The sequence below is a fragment of the Phytoactinopolyspora alkaliphila genome (assembly GCF_010550695.1).
Taxonomy (GTDB): Bacteria; Actinomycetota; Actinomycetes; order Jiangellales; family Jiangellaceae; genus Phytoactinopolyspora; species Phytoactinopolyspora alkaliphila.
In genome coordinates this window covers 340,165-355,317 of sequence record NZ_JAAGOB010000005.1, presented here as the reverse complement: position 1 = coordinate 355,317, position 15,153 = coordinate 340,165, and the positions used below count along the sequence as shown (strand labels likewise).

Sequence of the window (15,153 nt, the reverse complement as noted above, 5' to 3'; positions counted from 1 at the left end):
CTGCGGCCGTTGTGAGCAGCGTCAGCCGGCGACGGTCACGACTCCGCGCCGGCGCCGTCCTGCGAGCCGCGATGCACGCGCTGAACCCAAGCAGCGGGCTCGGCGATCTCCTCCGGCGTCGGCAGCGTCTCCGCGGACTCCCAGACCCGGTTGAAGCCGGTCATGCCGACGCTGTCAACCACCTCATTGACGAACTTGCCGCCGTCTCGGTACTGGCGCATCTTGGCCTCGAAACCGAGGGCGCGGCGCACAGTGCGCTCCATGCCCTTGCTCTTGCGCCGGTTCTGGAAGCGGCGGCGGATGGTCTCCACACTAGGGATGATCTCTGGCCCGACGCGGTCCATGATCACGTCCGCGTGTCCCTCGAGCAGGGACATGAGCGCCGTGACCCGCTTGACCACAGCCTTCTGCTCCGGCGACTGGAGCAGGTCCATCAGACTCACCGAGTCACGGTCTCCGCGGATGGCCCGGAGCAGCGCTTCGATCACCTCCCGCAGATTCGCGGCCAGGGCACCCGTATCCACCTGCGTGGAGCGGACGAACGTCTGGATTTCGCCTTCGAGGTGCGCGCTGAGCCACGGCACAGCGGTGAACTGGACCCGGTGCGTCTCCTCGTGCAGGCACACCCAGAGCCGGAAGTCCGCCGGGTGGACCTCGAGCTCTCGCTCCACGTGCACGACATTGGGCGCCACCAGCAACAGGCGGCCCAGACGCTGCACCGGCGAGCCGGCCCCGTCCGCAGGCGCGGGAGCGTAGGGTCCGCTCGCCTCCGGCTGCCCGGTGAAGAACGGGTCGAACTGCCCGAGCACGCGTGCCGCGATGAAGGCCAAGAACAGGCCCGTCTCCAAGCCCGTGGCCTTGGGACCGATCTGGTCGAGCGGGCCGAAGCTGCGGCCGCGACGCGCCTCATGGATCTTGTGCGCCAGCGGCGCGACGATGGTGCGCAGGCTCTCCGTGTTGGCCGTGGCCCATCCCCCGCGGTCGACGACAGCCACCGGCGCCGCCGCCGACGAGCCGTCCAGCCCGGTGACGCCGCGCACGTGCCCCTCGGCTTCGGCCGCGAACCGGCGCAGGTCAGCGACGGTCTGTCGGGCCTCGGACTCAGTGACGGAGGGCCCTGGCCCGGCGAGCCGTCTGGCTGTTCGCGCCGCCAGATCCCAGTCGACGAACTCCGGCACGGCATCGTTGGTCGTCATACCGCCACGCTATGTCATTCGGCGACCAATACCGCAGCGAAGTCGTCCAGCACTCCGCGGGCGGCCAGGGCGTCGTCCGCGTCGTCGGCGAGGATGGCGAACAGGTACGCCTGCCCGTCCGGCCGCGCTGCCAGGCCCGCCAGGCTGTGCACGCCGGTGAGCGTCCCGGTCTTCGCCCGTACGTAGCCGGCCGAGTCGCCGGAGACACGCTCGGCGAGCGTGCCGGTGAAGCCGGCCACCGGGAGGCCCGCGAGAACCGGGCGCAGGTGTGGCATCTCCGGCTCAGCCGCCGCCTGAAGTGCCGAGATCAGCGAGCCGGCCGTGACGGCGTTGTCCCGAGCGAGCCCGCTGCCGTCCCGGATGTCCAGCCCGTCGACCTCTACGCCGAGTCCGGCCAGCGCATCCGTGACTGCTTCGGCCGCCTCCTCCGACGAGCCGGGCCGGTCCAGGCCGAGGGCCACGTGCCGGGCCAGCACCTCGGCGACGTCGTTGTCGCTGGTGCGCATCATGAACTCGACGACAGTGGACAGTGCCGGGGAGGTCACGGAGGCCACCTCATCGTCGGCGGCGTCTGCGGCCGTGCGGCGAGGGGCACCGTTCACCTCGACGCCGTGGTCGTCCAGGAGCTCGGCGAACAGTTCCGCGGTCGCCTGCGCCGGGTCGCTCACCCGTTCCCGGAACCCGGGGGAGCGACGAGCACCATCGACAGCCAACGCGTTGACCGGGCCGGCGACACCGTCGGGGACGTAGGAGGGGCGCCAGTCCGGATCGACGGCGGGACCGGCGAACAGGCCGTCGTCGAAGGACAGCCGCACGGAGGTCACACCGGCCGGGACCAGGGACTCCGCGGTCCGCTCGGCGAGGACGTCCAGGCCGGCGGCCGACGGCTCCCTTGCCGCGGACCGCGACGAGGCCAGCAGTGGGTCTCCCCCGCCCACGAGGGTGATCTCGGCGTCGCCGCTGAGCCGGCCGGTGACCGACGTGACGAAACGGTGGTCCGGGCCCAGGACCTCAAGTGCCGCCGTGCCGGTCAGAATCTTCATCGTGCTGGCAGGCACGAACGGGTCCGAGGCATTCGTCTCGAAGATCAGCTCGCCCGAGGCGAGGTCGACCACCGCGGCACCCACGTGCCCGCCGGCCGACTCGTCGCCGGCCACTGACTCCAGAGTTCTGGCCAGGGCCACCACCGAGGTCTGAGCCGTCTCCCTCGCCCATGCTGTGTCCAGCACCGCGCCGGCCGCCTCCCAGCGTGGCGCCGGCGGCGCCTTCTCGGCCACCGTCGCGAGCTTGCCCGTGCCTTCCGACCCGGCCGGTCGCACGTCGGAGGCATACAAGACCCCGCCGGCCACGGCACCGGCGACGACGACACAGGCGGCCACCACGGTCACGCTCCGCCCAGACATACCTCTCCCGCCGGTTCACCGGTCTACTATCGACACGCCTCACGTCGCCTGTTCCGGCGAGTTCTTACCTGACGGTGACCTTCTCGACACCTGCCCGCCCACACGTCGGATATCACGGTACGGGAGACTTGAGGCAGATCGCCAAGGGCACCAACGCAGGGAGGCAGGCTCGTGCATTTCGACGTCACGATCGAGATTCCGGCAGGAAGCCGGAACAAGTACGAGATGGATCACGAGACCGGCCGGATTCGGCTCGACCGCCGGCTGTTCACCTCCACCCGGTATCCACACGACTACGGCTTCATCGACGAGACGCTCGGACTCGACGGCGATCCCCTGGACGCCCTGGTCTTCATCGAGGAACCGACCTTCCCCGGCTGTCTCATCCGGTGCCGCGCCATCGCCATGTTCCGCATGAAGGACGAGGCCGGGGGCGACGACAAGGTGCTGTGCGTGCCGGCCGACGATCCCCGAAAGGAGGGCCTGCACGACATGAACGACGTTCCGGAGTTCGACCGGCTGGAGATTCAGCACTTCTTCGAGGTCTACAAGGACCTGGAACCCGGCAAGTCGGTCGAGGGGGCTACCTGGGTGGACCGGGCCGCGGCGGAGGAAGAGATCCGCGCCTCATACGACCGGGCGAAGAAGGCCGGCTACTGATTGCCCACACCGGACGCGGCATAGATCACCGCCACGCGGGGTAAAGTGGAGGCATCCAGGGTTGAGCCAACGATCCAGCAGCCCATCTGCTGTAGTCGTCCTGGTGAGTAATCGACCCGCCCTACGGCAAGGCTAATGATGCCGGCCGACATACCGAATGGCGTGACGTGAGCCAAAGCTCCATACGCCACAGCCGACACACGAACGGTGGTCTTACCGTGTCGCACAACCCCACATCAACAATGCCGGAATCCGGCTCCGGCGCCGCGTCCAGAACCGACACTCTTCCGGGCCCGGCCGGCGCGAGCCGGCGTGAACGCTATGTCAGCGAATACTCCGACCTTTCGCGTCAGATCAAGGCGTCCGGCCTGCTGAAGCGGCGCTACGGCTATTACTGGACGCTGATCATCGCGATGGTGACAGCGTTCGCCGGCGTGTGGGTGGCTTTCGGCTTCCTCGGCAATTCGTGGTTCCAGCTGATCCCCGCCGGCGTGCTGGCGGTGGTACTTGCCCAGTTCGGCTTCCTCGGTCACGACGGCGCACACCGCCAGATTTTCGCGTCGCATAAGTGGAACGAATGGTCCGCCAGAGTGTTCTCCGGCTTGTTCACCGGATTGAGCTACGGATGGTGGATGTCCAAGCACAATCGGCACCACGCCAACCCGAACAAGGAGGGCGCCGACCCGGACATCGCACCCGGCGTACTGGCCTTCACTCCGTCGGCGATGGAGGGCAGGAAGGGGTTCAGCGCCCGTTTCGCGCGCCGGCAGGGGTACCTTTTCTTCCCTCTCCTCCTCCTCGAGGGACTCGCCCTGCATGTCGCCAGCATTCAGCGAGTCCTCAGCAAGGAAGCGCTGAAGCACCGGTGGTGCGAGGCGCTGTTCATGGCGCTCCGCCTCGGCGGCTACATCGCCGCCCTGCTCATCGTGCTGCCGCCGGGAAAGGCCGCGGCGTTCTTCGGCGTCCAGATGGGCCTGTTCGGCCTGCTTCTCGGTGGCTCCTTCGCGCCCAACCACAAGGGTATGCCGATCGTCCCGGCGAATGAGAAGATCGATTTCCTCCGTCGCCAGGTGCTGATGTCACGCAACATCCGTGGTGGCGCGGTGACGGATTTCGCCATGGGCGGGCTCAACTATCAGGTGGAGCATCACCTGTTCCCCAGCATGGCGCGGCCCAACCTGCGCAAGGCGCAGCCGATCGTCCGTGATTTCTGTGCCCGGCACAAGGTCATGTACACCGAGACCAGCTTGCTGGGCTCGTACAAGATCGTGGTCGACTACCTGAACAAGGTCGGACTCGGCGCACGGGATCCGTTCGCGTGCCCACTGGCGGGACAGCTACGAGCGTGACCGCCGGACAAGCGCCGGCGTCGTCAGCCGATCCGGTCAGGCGTGGAGGGTCGCGCCTTTGAGCACCTTGTCGACGGCGTTCTTCGGTCCGTGAATGGCCAGCCCCACAAGGTCGAGCCCGGCTCGTCCGACGGCCTTGACGGCGGCGCGATTGTCCCGGTCGTTGCCGGTGCCGAAGAGGTCGCGCGTGAACACCGCCAGCGGCATCCCACGCCGCAGCGCCCGTTCGTGCGCGGCTGTCAAGGTCTCCTTGCCGCCAGCGAAGATCATCACGGGCTGCCGCAGCATGGGCAGGTAGACGGTGCCGTCGGCATCCTCGTAGGGCTCACCCACCAGCTCGGGATCGGCGCCGGCCAATCCGCCGGCCAGAAACGCGGTCACGTTGAGGCGCTGCCACAGCTCCAGGTCGTCGCGGAGCAAGACAGCGATCTTGGTGTCGAATCGGATCGGTCCGTCCACAGCGCACACCTCAGAGTTTCGTTCAGACATGAGTCATGCGGGCATCGTCGCCACGCGTGGTTCGTCAGCAGAACCAGGATGCTCGCCACGGGCGCCCGGCGTCTTGTACGTTCTTTGCGTGCTCGCCGGCCGTCCTGAGACTCACGCGTGGCGACCCTCGATCGCCGGCATCGCAGAGGTCTTCCACGCGCGTTTCGTCGACCACGCGTATCCGGCGCATACCCACGCGGCGTGGACGCTGCTGATCGTCGACGACGGCGCGATCCGCTACGACCTCGATCGACATCATCATGGAGCGGTCGGCCGCACGGTCACGCTGCTGCCGCCGCACGTACCGCACGACGGCCGTCCGGCCACACCTGCCGGCTTCCGCAAGCGCGTGCTCTATCTGGATGCCGCGGTGCTCGGCGATAAACTGGTCGGCGCCGCGGTCGATCACCCGGGGCTCGACGACGCCGTCCTGTGGCAGCGGATCCACCAGCTGCACCTGAGCCTGGGCCATCCGGGAGACGGCCTCGAAGCCGAGAGCAGGCTAGCCCTCTTGCGGATCCGGTTGCGGCAACATCTGGCGCCCGGCACGGTCGCAAGCGATTTCGACGACGGTTCCTCACCTGTCCTGGACCACCCAGCCGGCAACGCCCTGGCCGCTCGCTTCCGGGATCTGCTCGACGCTCACGTCCGGCCAGGACTGTCCCTCGCCGCGGCGGGACGAGAGCTGCACGCACACCCTGCCCACCTGGTGCGTTCATTCAGCTCTGCCTTCGGGCTGCCACCGCATGCATATCTCACCGGACGGCGCATCGATCTGGCCCGTCGGCTGTTACTGGGCGGACAGCGCCCGGCGGAGGTGGCGTCAGCGGCAGGCTTCTACGATCAAGCACATCTGAATCGCGTGTTCCGGCGTTACCTGGGCACCAGCCCCGGCCGGTACACAGGAGACAGCCGCGGCCGGTGCTGACGCCCGTGCCTGCTACGTCCGCATCCCGACGCGCGGGTCAGGGCACCCGCCCGTAGAAGGCGGGATCGTGCCAGTAGAAGACGCTCTGCACCTCGACGTCCTTCCCGGGGCGCGGCGCGTGGATCATCTTCCCGCCGCCGATGTAAAGGCCCACGTGGTGAACGCCGGACGCCTGCCCGTTGTCGGACCAGAAGATCAGGTCGCCGGGGACCATCTGCGCGTACGAGACCCGGGTGACCCGCTCCGCCTGCGCGACACTCCAATGGGGCAGGTTCTTGCCGCCTGCCTGCCAGGCCCGCATCGTCAGCCCTGAGCAATCGAACGAGTTCGGGCCGGACGCGCCCCACTCGTAGGGCTTGCCTACCTGCTGCCACGCATACGCGACGGCCGCCTCTGCTCCGGACGGCGGGTCGGGCGGACTCGTCGGGGTGGGCGACGGCGACGGTGTCGGCGTCGATGTGCGGGTGGGCGTCGGGCTGGGCGTTGAGGAGGGCGTCGGCGTCGACGTGCGGGTGGGGGTGGGCGTCGGCGTCGGTGTCGAGCTGGGGGTGGATGTGGGCGTCGGAGTGGCGCTCGGCGGGGACGGCGGCTCGCTCGGCGTAGCCCGCGGTGTGCGTGTGGGCGAGGGCTCGTCGTCGGGCTGCCTCGGAGGATCGGTCGGCTCGGGGTCGTCGGCGTCCTCGCGGGCGTCACGCTCGCGTTCCGCGGCACGCTCTTCCTCGATCGCCCGCTGCCGGTCCCGCTCCAGCGCAACGGTGGTGCCGCGCGCCTCGGCCAGATTCTCGATCAGGGCCTCGCGTTCCAACTCGGCTGCGGCGAAGGCCGCTTCCTCAGCTTCGACCAGCGCCCGTGCTTCCTCGTGCGCGCCTTCCGCCGCCTCGGTGGCGCGCTCGCGCTCAAGCACGGCGGCGCGCGCCAGATCGGCGTCCTCTTCGGCCTGCGCTGTCGCCTCGGCCGCCTGGGCGAAAGCACCGGCTTGCGAGTCGGTGACCGACCTGAACATCGCGGCGGCATCGAAGAGCGTGCGCCCGTCCTCGGCATGCAGGACCATGCTGAACTTGGCCAGCTCACCGCCGTGTCGGTACGACGCGGCGACGACCTGGCTGAGCACTGCTTGCGCCTCCGCGGCCGTGGCCGCGGAGAGCCGGGCCTTCCTGCGGGCAGCTTCGTCGGCTTCTTCCGCCTCCGCGAGCGCGATCTTGGCGCCGTTGTACGCCTCGACCGCCTTCGCCGCTGCAATGTGTGCGTTGTCGACCTGCTCGTTGATCGCGGCCAGTCGCGACTCGGCGGCCACGACCGCGTCCCCGGCGGCGCGCTCCGCCACCCGGGCGTCGTCGATCTCCTGTCGCGACGGGTGGGTCGGCTCGGCGTGTGCGGATGCCAGCCCGGCCGCCAGGAACACGACCGCAACGGCACTCGCGAACGGGGCGCGCGCTCGCCGCCGCCCGTCGCTAGTCCCGCTCGCCATCCTGGGCCAACCTCCCCCGTTGCCCGACATCACAGGAGAAGAGCCTAGCCACTTCGGTCACAATAGGGAACACAAAACCCAAGAAACTCAAGAGTCACACGGCGTGTCGACTTGACGAAACACACGGCTGTAATTTCGTAGAGGGAGGTGAGAGGGCTGGCCGGAACCTTCAGCGCGCCGCCGAACTCGATCCTACATAGTGAGAAATTCCCGGCGAAGTAAGGGAGAAAGCACCAGAACGCTGCGTGTCCGGGCCACGAAAGGCTCCGCGGAGATCTCACTGAGCACTCGCTCGAAATGGTGCATATCGGATGCGAAAACATGCAGCAGGGCATCCGCGTCGCCTGTCACCGTGAACGCCTCGACCACTTCGGGATAGGTCTGCGCGCGTCGAAGAATCTCCTCACCGGACGTGCGGCGGTTGCAGAACAGTTCGACGTACGCCTCGGTATCCCACCCGGTGGCGCCCGGATCCACGCGGACCGTGAACCCTGCGATGACGCCGCGGGCACGTAAGCGATCGACCCGCCGTTTCACCGCGGGGGCGGACAGGTTCACCTCGGCGCCGATGGTGCCGTAACTGGCCCGGCCGTCCGTGGTGAGCACCCGGATGATCCGGCTGTCGATGTCGTCGAGTGTCATGAGCCGATCATCGCGGCGTTCATGCCCGCGACGCAAGATATCGACGCCTTCCGTGAGCCTGACGCAATGAACTGCTACTCAGCGGCAACATCGATGTATCGCGTTGCGGCTCCTCCGCCATCTAGGGTCAGAATGTGACTCCTGTCGCCAGCCGGCGCTACCTCATGTGCCCACCTGTCCACTTCGCGGTCGAGCATTCGATCAATCCATGGATGGATCCGTCGGTGCCCGTCGATGCGGATCGCGCGCTCGCACAATGGCGAGCCCTGCGGCGCACCTACGAGGGCCTCGGGCACAGGGTGGATGTGCTCGAGCCGCTGCTCGGGATGCCGGACATGGTTTTCACCGCCAACGGTGCGCTCGTCATCGGAGAACGGGCACTGGGAGCACGATTCCGTGCGCCCGGCCGGGCAGGTGAGGCCCCCGCCCACCGGCGCTGGCTCACCGACCACGGTGTCGACGTCCGCATGCCCCGGGAGATCAACGAAGGAGAGGGCGACTTCGCCTGGACCGGGCGGCGGATTCTCGCGGGCAGCGGATTCCGGACCAGCCCCGCGGCATGCACCGAACTGGCCGAAGTCTTCGACGTGCCGGTCGCGCCGCTGCACCTGGTGGATCCTCGCTTCTACCACCTGGACACGGCCCTCGCCGTCCTCGATGACCGGACCATCGTCTATTACCCGGCTGCCTTCTCGGACTCCAGCCAGCGCCTACTCGCCTCGCTGTACCCGGAGGCGATCATCGCCACCGCCGACGACGCCTTGGTGCTCGGCCTCAACGCGGTGAGCGACGGCACGCACGTGGTCCTCGCCCGGCAGGCCGAGAAGCTGGCTGCCCAGATCGCCGAACGCGGATACGTCCCCGTACCAGTGGATGTTTCTGAGCTACTGAAGAGCGGTGGCGGGGTCAAATGCGCCACCCTGGAACTACACCGGGCGACGACGGCGACCCCCGCCGGCACGGCGGGCGACCGGTAAACACGAAGGAGCACACACCCATGACCATTCAGACCGGCCGTACCGAGGAGCTCATCTCCCTCACCGAGCGGAGCACGGCGCACAACTATCATCCCCTGCCGGTCGTGATCACCGAAGGCGAAGGTGCGTGGGTCCGCGACGTTGAAGGACGCCGCTACCTCGACTGTCTCGCGGCATACTCGGCCGTGAACTTCGGGCACCGGCACCCGGACATCGTCGACGCGGTCCGCACACAGCTCGATCGGGTGACGCTCACCAGCCGGGCCTTCCACCATGATCTCCTCGGCCCCTTCGCACAGGAGCTCGGTGAGCTGGCCGGCAAAGAACTCGTGCTACCGATGAACACCGGCGCCGAGGCCGTCGAGACGGCCATCAAGGTAGCCCGCAAGTGGGGCTACGAGGTCAAGGGGGTCCCGGAAGATCGCGCCACCATCCTCGTCGCCGACGGCAACTTCCACGGCCGCACCGTCAGCATCGTCAGTTTCTCCACCGACCCGGTGGCCCGCACCCACTTCGGGCCGTTCACTCCCGGCTTCACCGTGGTGCCCTACGGGGATCCGACGGCGCTGGCCGACGCGATCGACCACACCACGGTGGCGGTCCTGATCGAGCCGATCCAGGGCGAGGCCGGGGTCGTGGTGCCCCCCGCGGGCTATCTCTCGCAGGTGCGCCAGCTGTGCGACGCCCGCGAGCTGCTCTTCATCGCGGACGAGATCCAGTCCGGTCTCGGACGTACGGGTGCCACCTTCGCCTGTGAGCACGAGGATGTCGTGCCCGACCTCTACTTGCTGGGCAAGGCGCTCGGCGGAGGGGTTGTCCCGGTTTCCGCCGTGGTGGGCGACAGCAGCGTGCTCGGCGTGATCCATCCCGGCGAGCACGGGAGCACGTTCGGCGGCAACCCGCTGGCATGCGCTGCCGGCCGGGCCGTCGTGGCGATGCTCCGCACCGGAGAATGGCAGCGACGAGCCACCGAACTCGGTGAGCACCTTCTCAGCCGCCTGCGTCCGCTGGTGGGAGCCGGCCTGCTCGCTGTACGCGGACGGGGCCTATGGGCAGGCATCGACATCGACCCCGCCTTGATGACCGGCCGCCAGGCCAGTGAGGCGCTCCTGGCCGAGGGCGTGCTCGCCAAAGACACTCACGGCTCCACCATCCGCCTGGCCCCGCCGCTGGTGGTGACTCCGGAGGAAATCGATCTCGCCGTCGGCGCGCTCAGCCGGGTGCTCGCGAACGCACGCTGACGTTGGAGCGATAACGGTGGAAGGCTCTGTCGACAGTGGCAGGATCTGGGTGACACGGGCCACGAACTCCTCGATGACGTGCGGAAGCTTCTACCGTTGCGGCGGGGCGCGAGTGACGATTCTCGGCGCGGCAGAGTACCGTTGAGCCGTGGCCCGAAACTCGACGAAGAACGTCGCCGTATTCAAGGTGAATCCCACGGTGTGGGCGCAAGCATTAGAGCTCGCCGACGGCGACGGCCGGCGCATCGAGATACGCGGAGAATTCGATGTCGTCGTGCACAACGAACCGCTGCCGCCGAACGAGCGGATGAAACTCTCCGCCGCAGCGGACTGACAGGCCGTCCCATTGGCAGGCGTGCTCGACATCGGCGCCTCGATCACGGTCAAGCTCGTCAAGGCACCGCGGCCGAACACGTCCTATCGCGGCGTGGTGGATTCCGACGACGGAACGCACATCGTGATCCGCGCGCCGTGGTCCGGGACCCCGGCCAAAGAGCTCGCGGGGGTGAGTTTCGGGCCCGGCGACACCTTCGTCGAGCACTACTGGCGTGATCGCTGGTACGCGATCAAAGAGGTGTACGGCGACGATGGCGCGCTCAAGGGGTGGTACTGCGACGTGACGAGGCCGGCCCGGGTCGAAGCCGGTGCGGTGGTCGTGGCGGATCTCTATCTGGACCTGTGGATGTCGGCCGACGGGTCCACCATCCTCCGCCTGGACGAGGACCAGTTCGCCGCCAGCGGCTTCACGCAGCGGGATCCCGCCGCCGCCGCTCATGCCCGGCGCGCACTGGACGAACTGGAGCGGATCGCCCGGACCAGCGGATTCAGCATGCTCCACCGCCCTCTCCATGATCATTGACGACTACGCCCTCATAGGGGGCGAGCGTCACTGATCATGGAGAGGCGGAGTGATAACGACGCACGACGACGTCGACGACGCGAGGGTGGACACCGATGGGCGGCGCGACCACGTCCGCGCCGACATCGTCCAGCCGCCGCAGGAACAGTCCCGGGGCAAGCAGGTACGACGCCACCCCGATCCGCTGGTGACCGGCCGCACGCAGGCGGCCTACCGCGTCCGCCACGGTGGGGGTCGCCGTGGTGATGTACGCGGCCACGACGTCCCGGTCGAGCAAGCCGGAGAGCTTGGCGGCGGCTACCTCCACTTCGGCGAGCGCGTTCTCGTCGGCCGAGCCGGCCGCGGCCATCACGACGGCGTCCAGGTTCTGGCCAGCTTCGTTCAGCCGGTCGGCGACGGCCTCGACCACGGCGTCGTCGGGGCCGAGTGCATCCGTCACCACGGCACCGCTCCCGGCGCTCTCGATCGCGCGAGGCACGTCGACCCGCACGTGGTAGCCAGAAGCCAGGAACATCGGCACCACCACGGGCGCGCCGCCCACGCCGGCGAGTACCTCGTCGAGCATCGGCCCGATGACATCGACGTAGGCGATCTGGATGTCCACGTCGGGGAGGCGCCGGCGGACGTGCACAAGGAGTTCTTCCAGCACCGCCGGTCCTTCGGGATCCCGAGTGCCGTGGGCCACGGCGATCATCTGCGCGTTCTCAGTCACCTGCTCAGTCTCCCGCAATCCGCGTTCGGCCGGCGTACCGAGCACCTGGCCGGGCCACCCACACCCCTCCAACCCCTTTGCAATGCGCACAGATACGCAACGCTGGGTGTTGCGTATCTGTGCGCATTGCAAAGGAGGTTCAAACCATGCACCGGCCCCGGCTCAACGCGGCCATGCCGGCCGTATGGGTCGCGCCGGTCATTGCGCACCGTAATTCTCGTCGACGGACTCCGGCTTGTACGCAAGCCGGTAACCCCGTTTCACCATGGTCTGCACCACTCTGGCGCCCAGCACGCCACGCAAGCGGGTGATCGCCATCTCGACCGCGTGCTCGTCGGTGCCGCTGCCATGTAGTGCGGCCAGGAGATCGGCTCGGGACACGACGACACCGGGCAGCCGCACGCCGCCATCACGTCGCCGCGGAAGGCTTCCAGAACCTCGTCGTGCAGTCCGGCCCTTGTGGCCAGCGACAGCAGGCTCGCCACGGCCGGCGCGCTGGTGAAGTCGGGCAGCGGCTCGCCGTGCAGCTGGACGGCCACCCGCTTACCCCGTAGGTCCCGCTCCAGGAGGTGGTCGAGAACCTCCGCCGAGGATTCGGACGCGGGAGACCAGTCGTCCACCAGCCGGCGGCCCGGATGGGCCGTCGCGAACCCGTGTGGCGAACACCGTCACCGCCATCTCGTCGTCGTCCAGGCAGACGCCGGTCCGCAGGTCGAAGACCTGCTTGTGCATCGGTGACGCCACCGATCAGTTGCCCCCGCCGAACCCCGCCGTCGCCGCGATCAGGACGAAGGCCCAGTACGGCGTCGCCGCGTTGTTCACGGCAACGATCAACAGCGTCGTGGGAATCAGCAGAAGCGTGGCACTGATCACGGTGAGGTTCCGTCCGCCGAACCTCGGCACGCGAAGGTGCAGGGAATCCGCAGCATGGACCCGACGACGTTGGGCACGGCAACGAGGAAGAACAGCTGCGCCGCGGAGAAGTCGAATCCGTAGTGCGCGACGAGCATCGTCGCCGTGATGCTCCAGAGCAGCCACACCGAGAAGCCAAGGTGCTCGGCGAAGATCGACACGATCAGGTCCGGCGCGCTACCCGCCGCCCGGTGTGTTCCCCAGAACTCCTCGTCCTCGGATCCCAATGGTCGATCCACCGTCCGCCGCGCTTCCAGGCGGCTGGAATCTCTGCCCGGGTCAGGGTCTGCGTCATCGTCGCCTCCGCTGGGAAGATGGTCGTCCCGTCCCGGCGCTGCCGCTGGCGGCGACGGTGCCGGGGCAGTGGCGCCGGGCAGGTGTGTCCCCTGCTCGTCGGTGAGCCGGTTGGGACTGGCCGGTTGAACGACGCTAGGGATGCCGCGTTACGTCGCGGTCGCCTATGTGACGCGCATGTGTCAACGTCTTCTCCCGCCGGTGCTGCGGCTGCTGTGAGGCCGTCGAGGCCAGGCGACCGGCGTTCGCCACGTGATCGCCTGGGTAATGCCGGTTCTCGTCCCACCAAGCGCGTCGTCGGGCGAAGGCAGATTGGATACGGTTACCGAGTGTGAGCAACATGAACCGCCCCCCGGGTCCTCACGGGTCGGCGCCCCCCGATCCGCCCGGGCCAGCCCCACACGGTCCGCGTCGGTCCGCACCACCGGATCCGCCAGGCGCAACTCAATCCCGCCCGGCACACCCGGCGCCGTCACCTCCGCCGGCTCTCTCATCCCCGCCGGCACCGCCAGATCCGCCGGGTTCCGCGCGCCGGAACGCGGTACGTCGCGGTCCCGCGGACAAACCGATATCGCCGCTGCGGGATCGAGCACGCCGGGTAGTGACGGAGACCGGGCCGCCGACCGTGCCGATCGCGCTCCCCCGCCGGCAGAGCGGGCTCACCGCCGAAGTGGAGAGATCCGTCCTCGACCTGGTTCTGCGCACAGGTGAGGCATTGATCACCACCGGCGCTCCGGTGGCCGACACCACGGCGGCTCTGCTGCGGCTGGCGGCAGGCTTCGGCGTGACCACATGCATCATCGACATCACCTTCACCTCGATCACCGCCACCATCGACCGGGACGACGATCCGATCACCAAGGTCCGCGTGATCAACGTGCGCACCGCGGACTACAGCCGGCTCGCCGACCTGTTCGACCTGGTCCAGGCAGCCGGAAAGGGCGAGATCGGCCTGGCCGACGCGCACGTGCGCCTCGATGAGATCGTCGCGGCGCCGCATCCTTACCGCCGATGGGTGGTTACGTTCGCGCTGGGTGGCATGGCCGCCGGCGTAGCCGTGTTGCTCAACGGAGCGTGGCTGGCCGCGTGTCTCGCCGCGGCGACGACGATGATCATCGACCGGCTGCTGCGCTGGTTGCGAAACGAGGGTCTGCCCTACATGTTCCAGCAGGCCATCGGCGCCGGCTTCGCCACCATCGTGGCGTTGTTCCTGAACTGGGGGCGGGAGGAGTTCGGCTGGCGCGAGGACCTGGTGACTCCCTCGCTCGTGGTGGCGGCGGGGATCGTCGTCCTGCTGGCAGGCTTGTCTTTGGTGGGTGCGGCCGAGGACGCGATCTCCGGCTACCCGCTCACCGCTGCGGCGCGCTCGTTCGAGGTGGCCATCTACACCATCGGGATCGTGATCGGCGTCGGATTCGTCCTCGACATCGGGCAGCGGATAGGCGTCCCGCTACGAGTCGTCGATCACTCCGCCCTGTCGACACCGTTCATCGTCCAGCTCGTCGCCGGAGGCGTGATCGCCGGCTCGTGGGGGTTGGCGTCGTACAGCCGACCACGAACCGTGGCGGTCGCCACCGGCGTCGGTGTCGTTTCGGCGGGCATGTATCTGATCGTCAACGATGTCGGTCTGGGCCCTGCGGGCTCGTCGTTCGCAGCGGCGCTCGTCGTGGGCATACTGGCCGGCGGTGTGGCCGAACGGCTCGGCGCGCCCGCGCTGGCCATCTCGGTCTGCGGCATCACGCCCCTGCTGCCCGGTCTGCTGATCTACCGGTCCATGTTCACGATGGTCGAGAGCAATGACCTCCTCGCCGGTGCCAGCATGCTTTTCGGTGCGGTAGGGATCGGGCTGGCGCTGGCCGCGGGCGTCACCCTCGGCGAGTTCGTGGCCACCCCGCTGCGCGGCGAGATGGACCGGTGGCAGCGCCGCGTACGCCGGAGGGCGCGCGGCAGCCGCACGTGAAACACCCGCTCCCCGCACCACGCCCGTTTCGCCGCTCCGCTCCGTGTCGGAAGCAAGTTGACA

Annotated in this window: 17 protein-coding genes and 1 pseudogene; 8 read left to right on the top strand and 10 right to left on the bottom strand. The window is 68.5% G+C overall.

Annotation, left to right across the window (positions count from 1 at the left end):
• Nucleotides 1-35: 35 nt before the first annotated feature.
• Both G1H11_RS11820 and dacB read right to left on the bottom strand, forming a co-directional pair.
• Nucleotides 36-1,196 carry a zinc-dependent metalloprotease gene (locus G1H11_RS11820; RefSeq protein WP_163818742.1) on the bottom strand — a complete coding sequence of 387 codons (1,161 nt, stop codon included), beginning with the start codon at nucleotides 1,194-1,196 and terminating at the stop codon, nucleotides 36-38.
• A gap of 14 nt (nucleotides 1,197-1,210) precedes the next feature.
• Nucleotides 1,211-2,599 (bottom strand): D-alanyl-D-alanine carboxypeptidase/D-alanyl-D-alanine endopeptidase, encoded by a 1,389-nt coding sequence (gene dacB, locus G1H11_RS11815; RefSeq protein WP_163818741.1) that lies wholly within the window; start codon nucleotides 2,597-2,599, stop codon nucleotides 1,211-1,213.
• A 171-nt stretch (nucleotides 2,600-2,770) separates the two neighbouring features.
• Here dacB and G1H11_RS11810 point away from each other — a divergent pair, with 171 nt between their 5' ends.
• Together G1H11_RS11810 and G1H11_RS11805 are read left to right on the top strand one after the other, a co-directional pair.
• The gene (locus G1H11_RS11810) at nucleotides 2,771-3,259 is read left to right on the top strand and encodes an inorganic diphosphatase (RefSeq protein ID WP_163818740.1); all 489 of its coding nucleotides are present in this window, start codon (nucleotides 2,771-2,773) and stop codon (nucleotides 3,257-3,259) included.
• Nucleotides 3,260-3,477: 218 nt separating this feature from the next.
• On the top strand, nucleotides 3,478-4,608 hold the full coding sequence (locus G1H11_RS11805) for a fatty acid desaturase family protein (protein ID WP_216843682.1): 1,131 nt from the start codon (nucleotides 3,478-3,480) through the stop codon (nucleotides 4,606-4,608).
• 36 nt (nucleotides 4,609-4,644) lie between these two features.
• Here G1H11_RS11805 and G1H11_RS11800 read toward each other — a convergent pair whose 3' ends face one another.
• Complete coding sequence (locus G1H11_RS11800; protein ID WP_163818739.1) at nucleotides 4,645-5,097, bottom strand: DUF2000 domain-containing protein; 453 nt, start codon at nucleotides 5,095-5,097, stop codon at nucleotides 4,645-4,647.
• 88 nt (nucleotides 5,098-5,185) lie between these two features.
• Here G1H11_RS11800 and G1H11_RS11795 point away from each other — a divergent pair, with 88 nt between their 5' ends.
• Complete coding sequence (locus G1H11_RS11795; RefSeq protein WP_216843680.1) at nucleotides 5,186-6,025, top strand: helix-turn-helix transcriptional regulator; 840 nt, start codon at nucleotides 5,186-5,188, stop codon at nucleotides 6,023-6,025.
• 37 nt (nucleotides 6,026-6,062) lie between these two features.
• Here G1H11_RS11795 and G1H11_RS11790 read toward each other — a convergent pair whose 3' ends face one another.
• Nucleotides 6,063-7,493, bottom strand: a complete 1,431-nt coding sequence (locus G1H11_RS11790) for a C40 family peptidase (RefSeq protein WP_163818737.1) — start codon at nucleotides 7,491-7,493, stop codon at nucleotides 6,063-6,065.
• Between the two features lie 192 nt (nucleotides 7,494-7,685).
• Nucleotides 7,686-8,135, bottom strand: a complete 450-nt coding sequence (locus G1H11_RS11785; protein WP_163818736.1) for an Lrp/AsnC family transcriptional regulator — start codon at nucleotides 8,133-8,135, stop codon at nucleotides 7,686-7,688.
• Nucleotides 8,136-8,299: 164 nt separating this feature from the next.
• On the opposite strand from G1H11_RS11785, the gene ddaH reads away from it, so the two are divergent.
• The 4 genes from ddaH (at nucleotide 8,300) to G1H11_RS11765 (ending at nucleotide 11,212) form a co-directional block, all read left to right on the top strand.
• Entirely contained in the window at nucleotides 8,300-9,112 is an 813-nt protein-coding gene (gene ddaH / locus G1H11_RS11780) for a dimethylargininase (protein WP_163818840.1), read from the top strand.
• A gap of 20 nt (nucleotides 9,113-9,132) precedes the next feature.
• A complete protein-coding gene (gene rocD, locus G1H11_RS11775) occupies nucleotides 9,133-10,353 on the top strand; it encodes an ornithine--oxo-acid transaminase (protein WP_163818735.1) in 1,221 nt (406 codons plus the stop codon).
• 148 nt (nucleotides 10,354-10,501) lie between these two features.
• A complete protein-coding gene (locus tag G1H11_RS11770; protein WP_163818734.1) occupies nucleotides 10,502-10,687 on the top strand; it encodes a hypothetical protein in 186 nt (61 codons plus the stop codon).
• 21 nt (nucleotides 10,688-10,708) lie between these two features.
• Nucleotides 10,709-11,212, top strand: coding sequence for a DUF402 domain-containing protein (locus G1H11_RS11765; protein WP_163818733.1), 504 nt, complete (start codon nucleotides 10,709-10,711; stop codon nucleotides 11,210-11,212).
• A 34-nt stretch (nucleotides 11,213-11,246) separates the two neighbouring features.
• On the opposite strand, the gene G1H11_RS11760 is transcribed toward G1H11_RS11765, so the two are convergent.
• The 5 genes and pseudogenes from G1H11_RS11760 to G1H11_RS11745 form a co-directional block, all read right to left on the bottom strand.
• Nucleotides 11,247-11,924, bottom strand: coding sequence for a sirohydrochlorin chelatase (locus G1H11_RS11760; RefSeq protein WP_216843678.1), 678 nt, complete (start codon nucleotides 11,922-11,924; stop codon nucleotides 11,247-11,249).
• A 198-nt stretch (nucleotides 11,925-12,122) separates the two neighbouring features.
• Nucleotides 12,123-12,547: pseudogene (locus G1H11_RS27030) on the bottom strand (winged helix-turn-helix domain-containing protein); the annotation flags it as partial.
• Nucleotides 12,468-12,656, bottom strand: a complete 189-nt coding sequence (locus G1H11_RS11750; RefSeq protein WP_163818732.1) for a nitrite reductase (NAD(P)H) small subunit — start codon at nucleotides 12,654-12,656, stop codon at nucleotides 12,468-12,470. The pseudogene G1H11_RS27030 and the gene G1H11_RS11750, both read right to left, overlap by 80 nt.
• Nucleotides 12,657-12,671: 15 nt before the next feature.
• Complete coding sequence (locus tag G1H11_RS26495) at nucleotides 12,672-12,797, bottom strand: hypothetical protein (protein WP_281352350.1); 126 nt, start codon at nucleotides 12,795-12,797, stop codon at nucleotides 12,672-12,674.
• Nucleotides 12,794-13,075, bottom strand: coding sequence for a hypothetical protein (locus G1H11_RS11745; protein WP_163818731.1), 282 nt, complete (start codon nucleotides 13,073-13,075; stop codon nucleotides 12,794-12,796). Before G1H11_RS11745 ends, G1H11_RS26495 begins: the two co-directional genes overlap by 4 nt.
• A 656-nt stretch (nucleotides 13,076-13,731) precedes the next feature.
• Here G1H11_RS11745 and G1H11_RS11740 point away from each other — a divergent pair.
• Nucleotides 13,732-15,090, top strand: coding sequence for a threonine/serine exporter family protein (locus G1H11_RS11740; RefSeq protein ID WP_216843676.1), 1,359 nt, complete (start codon nucleotides 13,732-13,734; stop codon nucleotides 15,088-15,090).
• Nucleotides 15,091-15,153 lie beyond the last annotated feature (63 nt).

Bases quoted from the DNA above. Each gene is read 5' to 3' on its own strand.
- dacB (WP_163818741.1), bottom strand. From the start codon at position 2,599: ATGTCTGGGCGGAGCGTGACCGTGGTGGCCGCCTGTGTCGTCGTCGCC.
- G1H11_RS11820 (WP_163818742.1), bottom strand. From the start codon at position 1,196: ATGACGACCAACGATGCCGTGCCGGAGTTCGTCGACTGGGATCTGGCG.
- G1H11_RS11785 (WP_163818736.1), bottom strand. From the start codon at position 8,135: ATGACACTCGACGACATCGACAGCCGGATCATCCGGGTGCTCACCACG.
- G1H11_RS11790 (WP_163818737.1), bottom strand. From the start codon at position 7,493: ATGGCGAGCGGGACTAGCGACGGGCGGCGGCGAGCGCGCGCCCCGTTC.
- ddaH (WP_163818840.1), top strand. From the start codon at position 8,300: ATGTGCCCACCTGTCCACTTCGCGGTCGAGCATTCGATCAATCCATGG.
- G1H11_RS11750 (WP_163818732.1), bottom strand. From the start codon at position 12,656: ATGCACAAGCAGGTCTTCGACCTGCGGACCGGCGTCTGCCTGGACGAC.
- G1H11_RS11800 (WP_163818739.1), bottom strand. From the start codon at position 5,097: ATGTCTGAACGAAACTCTGAGGTGTGCGCTGTGGACGGACCGATCCGA.
- rocD (WP_163818735.1), top strand. From the start codon at position 9,133: ATGACCATTCAGACCGGCCGTACCGAGGAGCTCATCTCCCTCACCGAG.